The 15,082-nt window shown below is 46.0% G+C and carries 16 protein-coding genes; 12 read left to right on the forward strand and 4 right to left on the reverse strand.

The window, feature by feature from the left end; genetic code table 11:
- Positions 1-14 precede the first annotated feature (14 nt).
- The 7 genes from M1E06_RS05845 (at position 15) to ytxJ (ending at position 7,574) form a co-directional block, all read left to right on the forward strand.
- On the forward strand, positions 15-824 hold the full coding sequence (locus M1E06_RS05845) for a DUF1444 domain-containing protein (protein ID WP_020452613.1): 810 nt from the start codon (positions 15-17) through the stop codon (positions 822-824).
- Between the two features lie 18 nt (positions 825-842).
- Positions 843-1,448: a YtpR family tRNA-binding protein gene (gene ytpR, locus M1E06_RS05850; protein WP_128823562.1), complete on the forward strand. Its 606-nt coding sequence runs from the start codon at positions 843-845 to the stop codon at positions 1,446-1,448.
- Positions 1,449-1,632: 184 nt separating this feature from the next.
- Positions 1,633-4,653, forward strand: coding sequence for a DNA translocase FtsK (locus tag M1E06_RS05855; protein WP_216904388.1), 3,021 nt, complete (start codon positions 1,633-1,635; stop codon positions 4,651-4,653).
- 265 nt (positions 4,654-4,918) lie between these two features.
- Positions 4,919-6,217 (forward strand): UDP-N-acetylmuramate--L-alanine ligase, encoded by a 1,299-nt coding sequence (murC, locus tag M1E06_RS05860; RefSeq protein WP_023855512.1) that lies wholly within the window; start codon positions 4,919-4,921, stop codon positions 6,215-6,217.
- Positions 6,218-6,384: 167 nt separating this feature from the next.
- Positions 6,385-6,807 carry a DUF948 domain-containing protein gene (locus M1E06_RS05865; RefSeq protein WP_020452609.1) on the forward strand — a complete coding sequence of 141 codons (423 nt, stop codon included), beginning with the start codon at positions 6,385-6,387 and terminating at the stop codon, positions 6,805-6,807.
- Positions 6,808-6,810: 3 nt separating this feature from the next.
- Entirely contained in the window at positions 6,811-7,227 is a 417-nt protein-coding gene (locus M1E06_RS05870) for a YtxH domain-containing protein (protein ID WP_020452608.1), read from the forward strand.
- Between the two features lie 20 nt (positions 7,228-7,247).
- The gene (ytxJ, locus tag M1E06_RS05875) at positions 7,248-7,574 is read left to right on the forward strand and encodes a bacillithiol system redox-active protein YtxJ (RefSeq protein WP_020452607.1); all 327 of its coding nucleotides are present in this window, start codon (positions 7,248-7,250) and stop codon (positions 7,572-7,574) included.
- Positions 7,575-7,813: 239 nt separating this feature from the next.
- Here ytxJ and M1E06_RS05880 read toward each other — a convergent pair whose 3' ends face one another.
- Positions 7,814-8,074, reverse strand: coding sequence for a hypothetical protein (locus M1E06_RS05880; protein ID WP_254114953.1), 261 nt, complete (start codon positions 8,072-8,074; stop codon positions 7,814-7,816).
- A 22-nt stretch (positions 8,075-8,096) separates the two neighbouring features.
- Here M1E06_RS05880 and M1E06_RS05885 point away from each other — a divergent pair, with 22 nt between their 5' ends.
- From M1E06_RS05885 to motS, 5 genes are all read left to right on the forward strand, one after another.
- Complete coding sequence (locus tag M1E06_RS05885; protein WP_229029919.1) at positions 8,097-8,300, forward strand: hypothetical protein; 204 nt, start codon at positions 8,097-8,099, stop codon at positions 8,298-8,300.
- Positions 8,301-8,511: 211 nt separating this feature from the next.
- Positions 8,512-9,588 carry a bifunctional 3-deoxy-7-phosphoheptulonate synthase/chorismate mutase gene (locus tag M1E06_RS05890; RefSeq protein ID WP_095323543.1) on the forward strand — a complete coding sequence of 359 codons (1,077 nt, stop codon included), beginning with the start codon at positions 8,512-8,514 and terminating at the stop codon, positions 9,586-9,588.
- Positions 9,589-9,903: 315 nt separating this feature from the next.
- The gene (gene ccpA, locus M1E06_RS05895) at positions 9,904-10,905 is read left to right on the forward strand and encodes a catabolite control protein A (protein WP_020452605.1); all 1,002 of its coding nucleotides are present in this window, start codon (positions 9,904-9,906) and stop codon (positions 10,903-10,905) included.
- A 95-nt stretch (positions 10,906-11,000) separates the two neighbouring features.
- Entirely contained in the window at positions 11,001-11,819 is an 819-nt protein-coding gene (gene motP / locus M1E06_RS05900) for a flagellar motor protein MotP (RefSeq protein WP_020452604.1), read from the forward strand.
- Complete coding sequence (motS, locus tag M1E06_RS05905; RefSeq protein ID WP_020452603.1) at positions 11,809-12,501, forward strand: flagellar motor protein MotS; 693 nt, start codon at positions 11,809-11,811, stop codon at positions 12,499-12,501. Before motP ends, motS begins: the two co-directional genes overlap by 11 nt.
- Positions 12,502-12,564: 63 nt before the next feature.
- Here the strand turns inward: motS and M1E06_RS05910 are convergent, their stop codons facing one another.
- The 3 genes from M1E06_RS05910 to M1E06_RS05920 are packed head-to-tail and all read right to left on the reverse strand — an operon-like array spanning position 12,565 to position 15,020.
- On the reverse strand, positions 12,565-13,725 hold the full coding sequence (locus M1E06_RS05910) for an acetoin utilization protein AcuC (protein WP_023855508.1): 1,161 nt from the start codon (positions 13,723-13,725) through the stop codon (positions 12,565-12,567).
- Positions 13,722-14,366 carry an acetoin utilization AcuB family protein gene (locus tag M1E06_RS05915; RefSeq protein ID WP_020452601.1) on the reverse strand — a complete coding sequence of 215 codons (645 nt, stop codon included), beginning with the start codon at positions 14,364-14,366 and terminating at the stop codon, positions 13,722-13,724. The genes M1E06_RS05910 and M1E06_RS05915 overlap by 4 nt, the downstream gene beginning before the upstream one ends.
- A gap of 21 nt (positions 14,367-14,387) precedes the next feature.
- Positions 14,388-15,020 (reverse strand): GNAT family N-acetyltransferase, encoded by a 633-nt coding sequence (locus M1E06_RS05920; RefSeq protein ID WP_020452600.1) that lies wholly within the window; start codon positions 15,018-15,020, stop codon positions 14,388-14,390.
- Positions 15,021-15,082: the final 62 nt, after the last annotated feature.

Consider the following 15,082-nt stretch of genomic DNA (forward strand, 5'->3'; position numbering starts at 1 on the left):
AGGAGAGTTCCTCTATGAAAATGACGTCAAGGAAACTTTCCGATATATTAAAAAAACGTTTGCAAAATGACAACTGGTCCTTTCATTTCGACAGGGAAAAAGACACCTTGAGAATCGAGGATAAAAATACAGGAAAAGGCATTACACTCGAACTCCCGGGGATCATCGCCAAATGGGAGCAGAAAAAAGATGATGCGATTGACGAAGTCGTCTATTATACTGAGGAAGCACTCAATGCCATGAAAGGCCAGTCGCAGGAAATGGAAGGGCGGGAAAGTCTCATCTATCCCGTCATCCGCTCGACTTCCTTTCCCGAGAAATCCAGCGCAGGCGTTCCCTTGATTTTTGACGGCCACACGGCTGAAACACGAATATACTACGCGCTCGATCTTGGCAACACATACCGGCTGATCGACGAAAAAATGCTGGAAAAAGAGGGCTGGACAAAGGAAAGGATTCGGGAAACGGCTTCCTTTAACCTTCGCTCGCTCCAAACCGTTGTCAAAGAAGACGCAGTCGCCGGCAATCACTTCTACTTTTTCAGAGCAAATGACGGCTATGACGCCAGCAGGGTGTTGAACGAATCGATTCTCGCAGAGTATGAGAAAAGCGCGGAAGGGACACTGGCGGTGTCAATCCCGCACCAGGATGTGCTGATTATTGCCGACATCCGCAACAATGCCGGATACGATATTCTCGGGCAAATGTCGATGAGCTTTTTTGCAAACGGAACAGTGCCGATCACTGCGCTTTCTTTCCTTTATGAGGATGGAAAGCTTGAACCGATCTTTATTCTGGCTAAAAACCGCCCTAAAAAGAAATGATAGAAAGGAATTTTTCTCATGAACGCATTTTATAATCCAGAAGGCGTAGGCGATACGCTGCTCATCTCATTGAACGATATTCCGCGCGAAGAGATCGCTTTTGAGCGCTGCGGAGACGTCGTGAAAATTTTTCATAAAGACACAAAGGAAACAGGAGGCTATAACATTTTTAATGTTTCCTCATATTTAAGCATTGAGGAAAGCGGAGCTGTTGCGCTTTCCGAATCCTTTGTCCAGGATGTGAATGAAATCCTGGTCCGCAACGGTTTGAAAGATGAGCTGACCGTCGATCTTTCTCCGAAGTTTGTGGTCGGATATGTCGAAGAAAAAGAAAAGCATCCGAATGCCGATAAACTGAGTGTCTGCAAAGTGAATGTAGGGAGCGATACGCTGCAAATCGTCTGCGGAGCTCCTAATGTTGAAGCCGGCCAAAAAGTCGTCGTAGCCAAAGTTGGAGCCGTGATGCCGAGCGGTATGATTATTAAAGATGCGGAACTTCGCGGAGTGGCGTCAAGCGGTATGATTTGTTCTGCCAAGGAACTGAACCTCCCAGACGCGCCGAAGGAAAAAGGCATTCTTGTCCTTGATGACAGCCGTAAAGCAGGAGAAGCTTTTACATTTTAACGGCATAAAATGAACAAAACTTTCGAATAGATGTAAAAAAGAAGCCGCTGGGTAGACAAACTTGGCGGCTTTTTTATTCGGAGGGCGGACACATGAGAAGGACTTGTCCTTTTCTGGGTGGGGAAGCAGTGGTATACTTAAAACCGTCCCCGAAAAATTTAAGGGAGTTAGAGAGTGATGATTCATGAGCTGGTTTAATAAAATGTTCAGCCTGTTTTTAGGCGATGATGAAGATAATGAAAAACAAAAAAAGCACATAGATGAGTTTGAGGCGGATTCATTTATAGAGAAAGACGAAGAAATGCCGCAAATTTCCGACGCAAAAGTCGTATATGAATATCCAAAAGGGAAATTCCGCTTCCCGGTTATACCTGATCAAAACTCGCGGCCGCGGGAAAAGGATGACAGCCGCGAACAAAGGACCCGCCGCCCGGCAAGCCGGCACACAGCTTCTCAGCCGAAACCCGGAAATTCCTATCATCATGAAGAGAAAGCGGCGAAAAAACCCTTTAGGCCGTCCGTCATCCCGTCACCGGTTTACGGCTTTCATGAACAGAAAAGAGCCAAACCGGAAAATTATACATATCGTGCAAACAAACAAATGGAAGCGCGTGTCACGCTGTTTAACGAAGAAATTGAAAAAGAGCAGAAGGTTGCCGGAAATAAGCAGCCGGTACGAGAAGAACCTTCCTTGCAAACTGAAAAGAACGGCCGTCCGCTGACTAAAAGCGAGAGTCGCAATCCGACATGGCGAGCCGAATTTGAAGATGTCCCGCATATGTCGGAGGAAACGGATTTCCGCCGAGAGCAAATCACAGAAGGTGGCGAAGCCGCTGAAGAAAAAGCGCTGCGGCATGAATCCGAACGAACGGAAACCCCTGTCTCAACACGTACTCCGGAAGAAACGGAAATCCGCCAAGAGCGAATGACAGAAGACTCTGGGCTCGCCGAAGAGAAAGCGCTGCGGCATGAATCCGAACGAACGGAAACCCCTGTCTCAACACATACTCCGGAAGAAACGGAAATCCGCCAAGAGCGAATGACAGAAGATTCTGGGCTCGCCGAAGAGAAAGCGCTGCGGCATGAATCCGAACGAACGGAAACCTCTGTCTCAACGCATACTCCGGAAGAAACGGAAATCCGCCAAGAGCGAATGACAGAAGGCGGCGGGCTTGCCGAAGAGAAAGCGCTGCGGTATGAAGCTGAAGAAGAGACAGCCACCGCATCATGGAACATAACGGAAGAAGAAGCAATTCCCGCCGAGCAAACGCCGGAACAAATCGAAAAGCTTTTGGATCAGATCGAGGAAACCGGAGAAGAGAAGGAAACTGCAGAGGATGCAGAAACCATCGTAGAAGAACATGGGGAGACTAACGGCTCGGACGAAATGCTGCCTGACCCGGAAGCTTCAATTCCAGAAAAGCAGTACACTGGCCGCAGTTCTGAAGTATCCGACCAGAGCGATGGTCCTTCCGATAACAAAAACCGGACAGATTCCAACACGCCGGCTGACGCTCGTGAAGAAACAAGCGGAAGCAGCCAGGCTGGCTGGAGACATGAGCATGCATCATTTTCACCGGAACCGGAAGAGACAGCGTCAAGCGCTGGTGAACCCGAAAACAGCGAACAGGACCGGGAGAGTACAGGGACAGTTGAGGGGCGGCCTGAGGCTCCGCGGAAACGGGAAACAGGAGCTGCTCCGGGATCGAAGAAAGGCTCTGTTCCGTTTAATGTCATGATGCTTTCATCAGATAAACAAAAAGAAAAAGCGCCTCAAGGATATCAGTTCCCGAATATGTCTTTGCTTGATGTGCCTCCGGCGCAAAAGCAGGATGATCAGGCCTGGATACACGAGCAGCGCGAGCTGTTGGACGTCACGCTTGAGAACTTCAATGTCAAAGCAAATGTCGTTCATGTCACCCAGGGGCCTTCTGTGACAAGATTTGAGGTGCATCCTGAACCCGGAGTGAAAGTCAACAAAATTACAAATCTGTCAGATGATATTAAACTCAGCCTGTCAGCGAAAGATATTCGGATCGAAGCGCCGATTCCGGGAAAAAATACGATCGGAATTGAAGTGCCGAATCTGCATAGTAAAATGGTTTATTTGCGCGAAATGATCAGAAGTTCGGAATTCAGAACGAATCCGTCCCCTCTGACCGCAGCCCTCGGACTCGACATTTCCGGAAAGCCCGTCGTGGCAGATCTGAAAAAAATGCCCCACGGGTTGATTGCCGGGGCTACGGGATCAGGGAAAAGCGTATGCATCAACACGATCTTAGTCAGTCTGCTGTTCAAATCGGCGCCGAGGGATGTCAAGCTTCTGCTTATCGATCCTAAGATGGTGGAGCTTGCTCCGTATAATAAAATTCCTCATCTCGTCAGTCCTGTCATCACAGATGCCAAAGCGGCAACTGCTGCATTAAAATGGGTTGTCGAAGAAATGGAGCGGCGCTATGAATTATTTGCCCATTCCGGTGTTCGGGAAATTGAACGATTTAATGAAAAAGTCCGGGAACAGAACATGGGTGAAAAACTTCCTTATCTTGTTGTCGTGATTGATGAACTTGCCGACTTAATGATGGTCGCTCCGAATGAAGTGGAAGAAAGCATCTGCCGAATCGCACAAAAAGCAAGAGCGTGCGGCATCCATCTTCTGATCGCGACGCAGCGGCCTTCAGTTGATGTCATTACCGGCTTGATTAAAGCCAATATACCAACAAGAATAGCGTTTTCTGTATCAAGCGCCGTCGATTCAAGAACGATTATCGATATGGCGGGAGCTGAAAAGCTGCTTGGAAAAGGGGATATGCTGTTCCTGGAGAACGGTTCAGGCAAACCGGTCCGCCTGCAGGGCAACTTTGTTTCCGACCGGGAGATTGACCGTGTCGTTTCACATGTCAGACGGCAGCAGGAGCCGAACTATTTATTTGAACAAGAACAATTGGTCAGACAAAATCCGGCCGGATTTGATCAGGATGAACTGTTTCTGGAAGCGTGCGAATTTGCCGTGGAACAAAACAGCGCCAGCACTTCAAGCCTGCAGCGGCGCTTTCGCATCGGCTATAACAGAGCTGCCAGATTAATCGATATGATGGAAAGGGAAGGCATGATTTCTGAGGCGAAAGGAAGTAAGCCGAGAGAAGTCCTGATTACAAAGGCCGAGCTGGAACAGTTAATAGAAAGTAGTTCACTTTTCGGCTAAACATGGTATGATAGCAGATGGGCGTGTTTTTTTTAGAGCGCCGCATATTAAAGCGCCGGCAGCGGCGTTTTAATCCGTTTTTAAGAGCACTTCCGTGAAAGGGTTCAAAAAAATCCTTTACGCAGGAGGTTTATTCACTCTTGAAAATGTCTGATACTGAATATAATGATGACTTTGAAGAAAACGATGCGGCCGAGCTTAGGTTGCAAATTGAAATAAGCGTCATATACTGGGAAGCAGATAGACGTTTGTTGGAGGTACAATTATGACTGTTTATCATTTTGTCGGAATAAAAGGGACAGGTATGAGTCCGCTTGCCCAAATTCTCCATGATAATGGATATAATGTCCAAGGATCGGATATCGAAAAGTACATTTTTACACAAACCGCTTTAGAGGAGAGAAATATCCCGATATATCCGTTTGATCCGGAAAATATCAAGCCGGGAATGATTGTTATTGCCGGAAATGCTTTTCCCGACACCCATCCTGAAATTGAAAAAGCGCGAGCCGAAGGCCTGCAAGTCGTGCGGTATCATAAATTCCTCGGTGACTATCTGAAGAAATTTACGAGTATTGCCGTGACAGGGGCACATGGCAAAACGTCAACGACGGGTCTTTTATCCCATGTCATCCAGAAAGCAAAACCGACATCTTATCTGATTGGAGACGGGACTGGAAAAGGCTGCGAAAACAGCGAGTACTTTGTGCTTGAAGCCTGTGAATACAGAAGGCATTTTCTGAGCTATCAGCCTGATTATGCGATCATGACAAATATTGATTTTGATCATCCCGATTATTTCGCGAATATCGATGATGTATTTGACGCATTTCAAACGATGGCATTACAGGTGAACAAGGGAATTATCGCATGCGGCGACGACGAATATTTGATGAAAATCCATGCGAACGTTCCAGTCGTATACTACGGCTTTGCCGAGGAAAACGATTTTCAGGCGAGAAATGTCATCAAAAATACCGAGGGCACAACGTTCGATGTTTTCGTCAGGAACACATTCTACGATACCTTCTATATACCGGCATACGGCAGCCATAACGTTCTGAACGCTTTGGCCGTTATCGCACTCTGCCATTATGAACAGGTCGATGTCGATATCATTAAAGAAGGATTGCAAACCTTTGGCGGCGTTAAACGCAGATTTAACGAAAAACATGCCGGCAGCCAAGTGTTGATTGACGATTATGCCCATCATCCGACTGAAATCACGGTGACGATTGAAGCAGCCAGACAGAAGTATCCGGAACGGGACATTGTCGCAGTATTTCAACCGCATACATTTACGCGCACGCAGTCGTTCCTGAATGAGTTTGCCGAAAGCCTCAAGAAAGCCGATTATGTATATCTTTGCGATATATTCGGATCTGCCCGGGAAAATGCAGGAAAGCTGACGATCGGCGATTTGCAGGAGAAAATCCCGCAGGCGAAGCTGATCGATGAAAATGACACATCGATTTTAAAGGAGCATGAAAATGCAGTGTTAATTTTCATGGGCGCAGGTGACATTCAAAAGTATTTAAAAGCATATGAAAATGTATTAGCATAATGAGAAAAAGGCAGTGTGAGTCAATCCGCTGCTTTTTTGTACATATGGAGCCGGGAGTTTCTGTTAAAGGAATTCTCTCGTGCGTGTAGAAAAAGTAAATATAAAGGTTTACGATTTAAACAATTGGGTATACATCAATTGTAAGACCTTAGCTCGAGGAGGATAAGATGATTATTATTCTATATTTAAGCGCCGCACTCATCGCTGTCAGCTTTCTTATTCTGGTTATCTATTTATCAAAAACATTAAAATCGCTTCAAGTCACACTCAATCATGTTGCCGCAACGCTGGAAGGTGTTGAAGGACAAATGAAAGGCATCACAGCTGAAACAACGGAGCTCCTGAATAAGACGAATCGGCTCGCTGATGATATTCAGGAAAAATCTTTGAAGCTGAATACGGTCGTGGATGCCGTTCAGGAAGTCGGCACATCGGTCAGGCAGTTTAACAGCTCCATTCAGCAGGTTTCAGAGTCCGTCACATCAGCCGCAGAGCAAAACCGTGAAAAAATTTCTCAAGTTGTCAGCTGGAGCAATGCAGCTTTGGAAATTTGGAATAGATGGAAACAAAAGAAGATGAAGGAGGAATAATTTATGAGTAAAGATGGAATGAATACTAAGGATTTTTTAATCGGCACGTTTGTAGGCGGAATCATCGGGGCAGCCGCAGCTTTATTTTTAGCACCGAAGTCAGGGAAAGAGCTTCGCGATGACCTCGGAAATCAGGCTGTCGTTTTAAAAGATAAGACCGGAAAGCTCACAAGCGAAGCGAGGGAGAGAGGTTCTGAGTACGTCAGCATCGCCAAAGAGAAGACATCTTCGATTTCACAGCTTGTTGCCGACCAGTCTTCACAGATCATGGATAAAGTCAAAGACTTGCGAAACAAAGGTGCTGAAAAAGCTGATGAACTAAAGGAAGAAGCATCGACTAAAATCGAAGAACAGGCTGAAGAAGCCAAAAATGAAATAGAAGATGAAGCAAGGGAAACAGCGGATACCGTCCAGAAATAATGGAGGAAAGGGAGATCACCGTGTCGAAACAGCTCATTCAAACAGAGGATGAATTTAAAAAGCTTGCAGAAAACAACGATACATTTATCTTTTTGAAACATAGTGTGACATGCCCGATCAGCAGGCGCGCGTTTGAAGAATTTGAATCATTCGCCAATCAGCATGAAGACATACCGGCTTATTATTTAAAAGTGCAGGAAAGCCGACCGCTGTCAAACTATATCGCTGAGCAGTACGGAATTAAACACGAAAGTCCTCAAGCCTTCATTTTTACAAACGGGAACGTGAAATGGCACGCCTCCCATTCGCAAATTACAGCTCAAGCACTTGCGGAAAACAGCAGATAATCCGCAGGTGAAAACGGCCAAGACGTATAGCGTTTTGGCCGTTTTCTATGTTGTTATGATGCTTTTGCCTCATGGAAATGCCTTTTTAGGAAAATGTATCGTTTGATCCATGGTTGTACGTTATAATTAATAAAACAGGAGGTGATGAGTTGAACACTGAATTAAAGGACATGCTTCAATCCGTTCTAAAAGAAGAATTGAGTCCGATCAATCAGCGTCTTGATGGAATCGACAAGCGCTTAGACAAAATCGACGCACGCTTCGTTGAGGTCGACAAGCGCTTCGATGAAGTGGATGCACGCTTCGCTGAGATCGACAAGCGCTTCGATGAAGTGGACGCACGCTTCGTTGAGATCGACAAGCGCTTCGATGAAGTGGACGCACGCTTCGTTGAGATAGACAAGCGCTTCGATGAAGTGGACGCACGTTTCGTTGAAGTAGAATAAGCGCTTTAACGCAATCGACAAGCGCTTCAAAGAAATAGACGGGCGCTTAAACAAAGTAGAAAACCGCTTAAACGCAATGGACAAGCGGCTGAATCGGCTTGAAACAGATATAGATGAACTGAAAAGAGGACAGGAGAGGCTCCCGAAAACGATCATCGAGAACATCGGACAATTTACGGAGAACATTGTCGAACATGCCGATGATAAGGCGGCTGCCTTGAATGACAGGGTTTTTAGCGTCGAAACGGCAATACAGAGAATATACAGGTTATCAAGTTAAAGAATCAAACAGGATTCTTTTTTTTTATTCTTCCGACAAACACCCGCACAGCAAGGGATAAACTGCATATAATGCTTTATCGCTTAAAAGCGTTTTGGTAATAAAGAATTTTTTCGTGACATTTTAAGAAACATTGTTTATAATAAACCCTAATCAATTGAATCATTCTTATTCTCATAGAGGGTGAAGTTAAAAAGAAAGGATGGATAACATGAGCAACACTGAACTTGATTTGCTGAGGCAGCAGGCGAATGAATTAAACTTGCAAATATTAAAGCTGATTAATGAGCGAGGAAGAATCGTTCAGGAGATTGGAAAAGCGAAGGAAGCGCAAGGCATCAACCGCTACGATCCAGTCAGAGAAAGAGCGATGCTGAACGAAATTATTGAAAATAATGACGGACCGTTTGAAAACTCGACGATCCAGCATATTTTCAAAGAGATTTTCAAAGCTGGACTTGAGCTTCAGGAAGACGATCACAGCAAAGCACTGCTCGTTTCCCGCAAGAAAAAGCCTGAAAATACGATCGTTGATTTGAAAGGCGAAAAGATCGGCGACGGAGAACAAAGATTTATCGTCGGTCCGTGTGCGGTTGAAAGCTATGAGCAAGTAGCCGAAGTTGCAGCCGCAGCTAAAAAGCAAGGCTTGAAACTGCTTCGCGGCGGAGCCTTCAAACCCCGTACAAGCCCGTACGACTTCCAAGGCCTCGGTGTTGAAGGCCTACAAATCTTAAAGCGTGTTGCTGATGAGTATGATCTTGCCGTCATCAGTGAGATCGTGAATCCGCAGCATATTGAAGAAGCCATTGATTACATTGATGTTATCCAAATCGGCGCCCGCAACATGCAAAACTTCGAGCTCTTAAAAGCCGCCGGTTCAGTGAAGAAGCCGGTTCTGCTGAAGCGCGGACTTGCCGCAACGCTGAAGGAATTCATCAATGCAGCGGAGTACATCATGTCACAGGGCAATGATCAAATCATCCTTTGCGAACGCGGAATCAGAACGTATGAGACAGCGACTAGAAATACGCTTGATATCTCAGCTGTGCCGATCCTGAAGCAGGAAACTCACCTTCCTGTATTCGTGGATGTCACTCATTCTACCGGACGCCGCGACTTGCTGCTTCCGACAGCAAAAGCAGCGCTTGCGATCGGAGCTGACGGCGTCATGGCCGAAGTTCACCCTGATCCTTCTGTCGCGCTTTCCGACTCTGCTCAGCAAATGGATATCCCGGCATTTGAAAAATGGTTAAATGAACTGAAGCCGCTCGTTCAAGTAAAAGCATAAGATTCGTTTATGGACCGCTTTCGAGCGGTCCTTTTTTTAGTTGTCATCAAAAATTGTCGAAAAAATGTCTTATTTTTAATTAAAAAGCTGTTTATTCTTATTTAAATTAATTATAAAAATAAAGGGAACGTTTTCATATTAGGTAAAACCGTGTATAATTTCAGAGAGCCCCTTTTGTTTTGGCAGGTTATGAAAAATAATGTAAACTTGAGTTCTGTTTATTTTACATAAAGTTTTACATTTTGACATTTCTCTACATGAAAATGTTTATGCTATAGGAAAAGAAAAGTGTACCCAGTTGAAGGAGTGGTAAAAATGAGTAATGTGACAATATATGATGTAGCACGCGAAGCAAATGTAAGTATGGCAACCGTTTCCAGGGTTGTGAACGGAAATCCGAACGTCAAGCCGACGACGAGAAAGAAGGTGCTTGAAGCCATCGAGCGTCTTGGCTATCGTCCAAATGCCGTGGCAAGGGGCCTTGCAAGCAAAAAGACGACGACTGTCGGTGTGATCATTCCCGATATTTCCAGCATCTTTTATTCAGAGCTGGCGAGGGGAATCGAAGATATCGCAACGATGTACAAGTACAATATTATTTTGAGCAACTCCGACCAGAATATGGACAAAGAACTTCATCTTTTGAATACGATGCTGGGAAAACAAGTTGACGGTATCGTCTTTATGAGCGGAAATGTCACTGAAGAGCATGTGGAGGAGTTTAAGCGGTCACCAGTTCCGATCGTGCTTGCGGCATCTGTTGAAGAAAAAGGGGAAACGCCGTCGGTTGCGATCGATTATGAACAGGCCATTTATGATGCGGCTACCATGCTGATTGAAAAAGGCCATAAGCGCCTTGCGTTTGTATCAGGACCTATGACTGAGCCGGTCAATCAAGCGAAAAAACTTCAAGGCTTTAAAAGAGCGCTTGAGGATAAGGGGCTGACATTTAAAGAAGAGTATGTCGCAGAAGGCGATTATACGTACGATTCAGGAATGGAAGCGCTGGAGGCGCTAATGAAGCTGGATGAAAAACCGACGGCCGTCCTGTCAGCGACAGACGAAATGGCACTCGGCGTTATTCACGCAGCACAGGATAAAGGACTGGCTATTCCGGATGACCTTGAAGTGATCGGCTTTGACAATACAAGGCTTTCATTAATGGTTCGACCGCAGCTGTCGACTGTCGTCCAGCCGACGTATGATATCGGTGCCGTAGCGATGAGACTTCTGACAAAGCTGATGAACAAAGAGGAAGTCGAAGAGCATATTGTCCAGCTGCCGCATCGCATTGAACTCAGACAATCAACAAAATGATCATGATTAAATAAACGAGAAAGAAAGCAAGTGTTCACAGCTTTTTTCGTGAATTGCTTGCTTTCTTTTCCTTGAGCTGGAGAGATTATGAAAAAATGAAACGATTTGATTATCTGACACCGGTCGGTTTGATTTTGGGTATTTTCATTTTAGTAATCGGCGTTGTCTCTGGAGCGGGGCTTTCCGGTTTTTATTCGTTTATCGATTTGACGTCTTTCTTTATCGTGACGGGCGGATTGTGTGCAGCTGTTTTCATCAGCTTTTCCCCGAAAGATTTAAAAAGAGCGCCGGCTGTGCTGAAGCAGGTCTTTATTTCGGAAGAAGACGATGTACGCGACTTGGTCAAAACCTTTGTCAGCCTGTCTGAACAGGCGCGCAAACAAGGAATTTTATCATTGGACGCCAATATCAATGAAATGAAAGACCCGTTTTTGAAAAAAGGTCTGCTTCTTGCCATCGACGGATGGGACGAGGAGACGATCCGCAATGTGATGAACTCGGAAATCGCCGCGATGGAAGAAAGGCACAGAAAGGGAAGAAGAATCTTTGAAAAAGCGGGGGAATTTGCCCCTGCATGGGGAATGATCGGAACCCTTGTCGGACTCGTCATGATGCTCAAAAACCTGAACAAGCCGGAAACGCTCGGTCCGAATATGGCGATCGCCCTTTTGACGACGCTTTACGGATCCCTTTTAGCCAACATGCTGTTTATACCGATCGCCGCAAAGCTTGAAGAAAAGACTGAGAATGAAATCTTTAAGAAGCAGGTCATGATCGAAGGCATCATCGGCATCCAGTCGGGAAGAAATCCGCGAAATCTGGAAAGCCAGCTTGTCGTTTTCAGTTCAAAAGAAGAATGGGCAAAAAAGCGGGCGGATCATATAAAACAAAAGGACAGGGCTCATGAAGCTTAGACATGAACGAAGAAAGCGCGAGCAGGGTCGCAAATCGTCAAACTGGATCATCACGTTTTCGGATTTGATTACGCTCATCCTCGTGTTCTTTATTTTACTGTTTTCGATGTCGCAAATCGATTTAAACAAATTTAAAGCAGCAGTCGGTTCATTTCAAGACAGGGCCGACGGCAAATCCGCCGCAGAGCTGAAAAAAGAAAACGCGGACGATCAGAAGGCTGAAAAAACGGCTAAAAGCCAAGAAGATTTATTAAAGAAAATCAACGACTATATTGAAAAAAATGAACTGTCAAGTTTGATAGCGGCCAAGCGTGATGAACGGGGCATCATCCTCGTCCTTCAGGAAGCGGTTTTGTTTGATTCGGGAAAAGCGGATCTGAAAGACCAGGCTCACCCGCTTTTGCATAAAATCGCCGTCCTTCTCAAATCAGTGTCCAACCCGATCCGTGTGGAGGGGCATACGGACAGCCGCCCGATTTCGACTTACCGTTTTCCATCCAATTGGGAGCTTTCTGCGGCAAGGGCGAGCACTGTGATCGGCTACTTTACGTCGAAAGAAAAGCTCGACTCTTCACGTTTTCTTGCCATCGGTTATGCCGATACAAAACCGGTCAAGGACAACCGCACAGAGAGCCATATGAAGGAAAACAGGCGCGTTGAAATTGTCATCGCAAAAAAATAAATGAGAAGAAAGCAAGGTCTTGCATAAAAGCAAGGCCTTTTCTGTACGCCGGGATTTTTCGCATTAAGTGGCGCGCTTGGCAGAGCGAATCGGATAAAGAGCTTTGGCAACGGTTTGGGCGTTTTTTTCCGTTATTTCGGATTTTCTTGGAATCGAAGGATACAAATCTGCCGGGTCGGACCAGTTGGCAGGAAGTCGGACAGATGCCTGCTTCCCCCACTTTTTCAGCCATTTTTCAGGCATCTTATCCTCAGGTTTCATTCCTTTCATTTCAAGCCAGATTCTTGCCCATGCCCTCGGTACGACGCGCCAAATGTCGTACCCGCCTCCGCCGACAGCGATCCATCTTCCGTTGCAATAGGTGTGTGCAAGTTCGTGAGCGAGCTTTGGAATCTCTTCGTAAATCTTCATCGTCGTGCACAAGTGTGTCAGCGGATCGTAGTAATGCGCGTCAGCTCCGTTTTGCGACAAAATAACGTCCGGTTTGAAAAACTCGGCTATTTCAGAAACAGCCGTCCGGTAGGATTCAAGAAAAGACTCATCTTCTGTGAAGGCATCGAGCGGGATATTAAAAGCGTAGCCGTAGCCTTCGCCATGACCTCTTTCCTGTACTTGCCCCGTTCCCGGGAAAAGGTAGCGGCCGGTTTCATGAATCGAGACGGTACACACGGAAGGATCATCATAGAACGTAAACTGCACCCCGTCGCCGTGATGGGCGTCCGTATCAATATATAAAACCTTCGCATGATATTTTTTCTGCAAATATCGTATCACAACTGAACTGTCGTTATAGACGCAAAATCCTGAAGCTCTTCCTCTGAATCCGTGGTGAAGCCCGCCTCCGAGATTGAGGGCGTGTCTTGCTTTGCCCGTCATGACATAGTCTGCAGCTGTCAGTGTTCCGCCCACCAAAAGGGAGGCGGCTTCGTGCATCCCGGCAAAGACAGGGGTATCTTCTGTTCCAAGCCCGTAGTTTTCGCTTTCGGCTGCCAGGAGTTTTCCCGCCCCTGCAAGCTGGACAGCCTTGATATAATCGCCTGTGTGAACAAGGCCGAGCTCGGCTTCTGTCGCTATGCGCGGAGCAATCGTTTCTCCCGGTTCAAATGCGCCGACCGTATTCAAAAGATCGTATGTTACATAGACTCGCAGCTGATTAAACGGGTGATCTTGATGAAATTGATAGGTTTGGTAAGAGGGAGAAAAAATAAATACGCTGTCCTTCATGGCAAATCCCTTTGAACAGCCGGCCAAAGAACCTGATACCCTTTGGACTTCACGTCTTTGATGATAGAGGCGGGATTCATTGTTTGAACGCGAAACACGAGTATTTTCGAATCATCTTCATCACCGGGATATACGAGCACGCTCAATATGGCGATTTGGCGCCTGCTGAAAATGGCGCTGATATCAGCGAGGCTACGGGCGATATGATCGGTTTTGATTTCGATTTGGGAGCCTGGAAAATGGGCTCCTGTCAGCTGGACGAACGTATGCAGCAAATCGGATTTTGTCACAATGCCGACAAGCTTCCCGTTTTTTACGATCGGGAGGCAGCCGATTTCGTGTTCGAAAAAAATAGCTGATATTTCTTCGGCAAAATCAAGCGGGTGACCGGTGATCACTTCTTTTGACATAATCAGTTCCACCGGCTTTTTTAAATCTTCGTCAGATCTGTTTTGGGCAAAAATACTCGGACTTGCTGTTTTGACGTCCCTGTCCGTGACGATGCCTATGACCGTTCCCCGTTCATTGATGACGGGAAGGTGTTTAATATGAAATGTTCGCATGCGTTTGATCGCTTCTTCAATCGTATCCGTTCTGGAAAGTGTCACAACATCCCGTTTCATGATTTTTTCAACAATCATATTCAGGTCCCCTTTGCTCCCTTAATACATAAAACGATTGTGGAATCTGAGTCTGTCAAAACGCTCGATCGACTCCTGACTGACCTCTTTTCCGATGCGGGCCATTAAACAGTTGGCGGGATGGGAGCTGATTTCCGGATCGTCTGTCGCAAACCAGACAAGCCCTCCGGCATTCATCATTTTCTCCATCATCTTTCTGTATTCCCAAACATCTTTATTAGTCCCCTTTAGATCCCAATGCCAGTAATATTCAGTCGTGATGATGATATATTTTTCCATCTGTGGATCCATCATGCTGACCGCAAGCAGCGTCTTCCCGACAGAGTGACCCCTGAACGCCGGAATGACTTCGATGGCTCCAAGCTCAATTAAATTTTCCATGTTTCCTTCAGACCATCTTTCAAGCGGGTCTGGATAAACATATGTCACATAGCCGACAATGGTTTGCCGGAAACGGGCGATGATGATCCGTCCTTCGGGAAGCCCTGCGATTTCGATTAATGCTTCATGTTGTTTTTGAGATGGGCGAAAGGCTGTAAGCTCGTTGTGAAATTCATATTGTGCGAGTTTTTCGGGACTGATAGGGCCCTCTATCAGCACGGAGCCTTTCTCGGTCTGCAATTCTTTGGCATGATAAGTTTTGTGATGGTCCACGTATCCACCGCCTTACATCTTAGTTGAAGTCTTTTATACATAACATACCAAAATATTAAGCG

Source organism: Bacillus sp. AK124 (assembly GCF_053903085.1).

What these genes read in the sequence shown, in the direction of transcription:
- M1E06_RS05845 (WP_020452613.1), top strand. Translation starts at nt 15, where the DNA reads ATGAAAATGACGTCAAGGAAACTTTCCGATATATTAAAAAAACGTTTG.
- ytpR (WP_128823562.1), top strand. Translation starts at nt 843, where the DNA reads ATGAACGCATTTTATAATCCAGAAGGCGTAGGCGATACGCTGCTCATC.
- M1E06_RS05855 (WP_216904388.1), top strand. Translation starts at nt 1,633, where the DNA reads ATGAGCTGGTTTAATAAAATGTTCAGCCTGTTTTTAGGCGATGATGAA.
- murC (WP_023855512.1), top strand. Translation starts at nt 4,919, where the DNA reads ATGACTGTTTATCATTTTGTCGGAATAAAAGGGACAGGTATGAGTCCG.
- M1E06_RS05865 (WP_020452609.1), top strand. Translation starts at nt 6,385, where the DNA reads ATGATTATTATTCTATATTTAAGCGCCGCACTCATCGCTGTCAGCTTT.
- M1E06_RS05870 (WP_020452608.1), top strand. Translation starts at nt 6,811, where the DNA reads ATGAGTAAAGATGGAATGAATACTAAGGATTTTTTAATCGGCACGTTT.
- M1E06_RS05885 (WP_229029919.1), top strand. Translation starts at nt 8,097, where the DNA reads ATGGACAAGCGGCTGAATCGGCTTGAAACAGATATAGATGAACTGAAA.
- M1E06_RS05890 (WP_095323543.1), top strand. Translation starts at nt 8,512, where the DNA reads ATGAGCAACACTGAACTTGATTTGCTGAGGCAGCAGGCGAATGAATTA.
- ccpA (WP_020452605.1), top strand. Translation starts at nt 9,904, where the DNA reads ATGAGTAATGTGACAATATATGATGTAGCACGCGAAGCAAATGTAAGT.
- motP (WP_020452604.1), top strand. Translation starts at nt 11,001, where the DNA reads ATGAAACGATTTGATTATCTGACACCGGTCGGTTTGATTTTGGGTATT.
- motS (WP_020452603.1), top strand. Translation starts at nt 11,809, where the DNA reads ATGAAGCTTAGACATGAACGAAGAAAGCGCGAGCAGGGTCGCAAATCG.
- M1E06_RS05910 (WP_023855508.1), bottom strand. Translation starts at nt 13,725, where the DNA reads ATGAAGGACAGCGTATTTATTTTTTCTCCCTCTTACCAAACCTATCAA.
- M1E06_RS05915 (WP_020452601.1), bottom strand. Translation starts at nt 14,366, where the DNA reads ATGATTGTTGAAAAAATCATGAAACGGGATGTTGTGACACTTTCCAGA.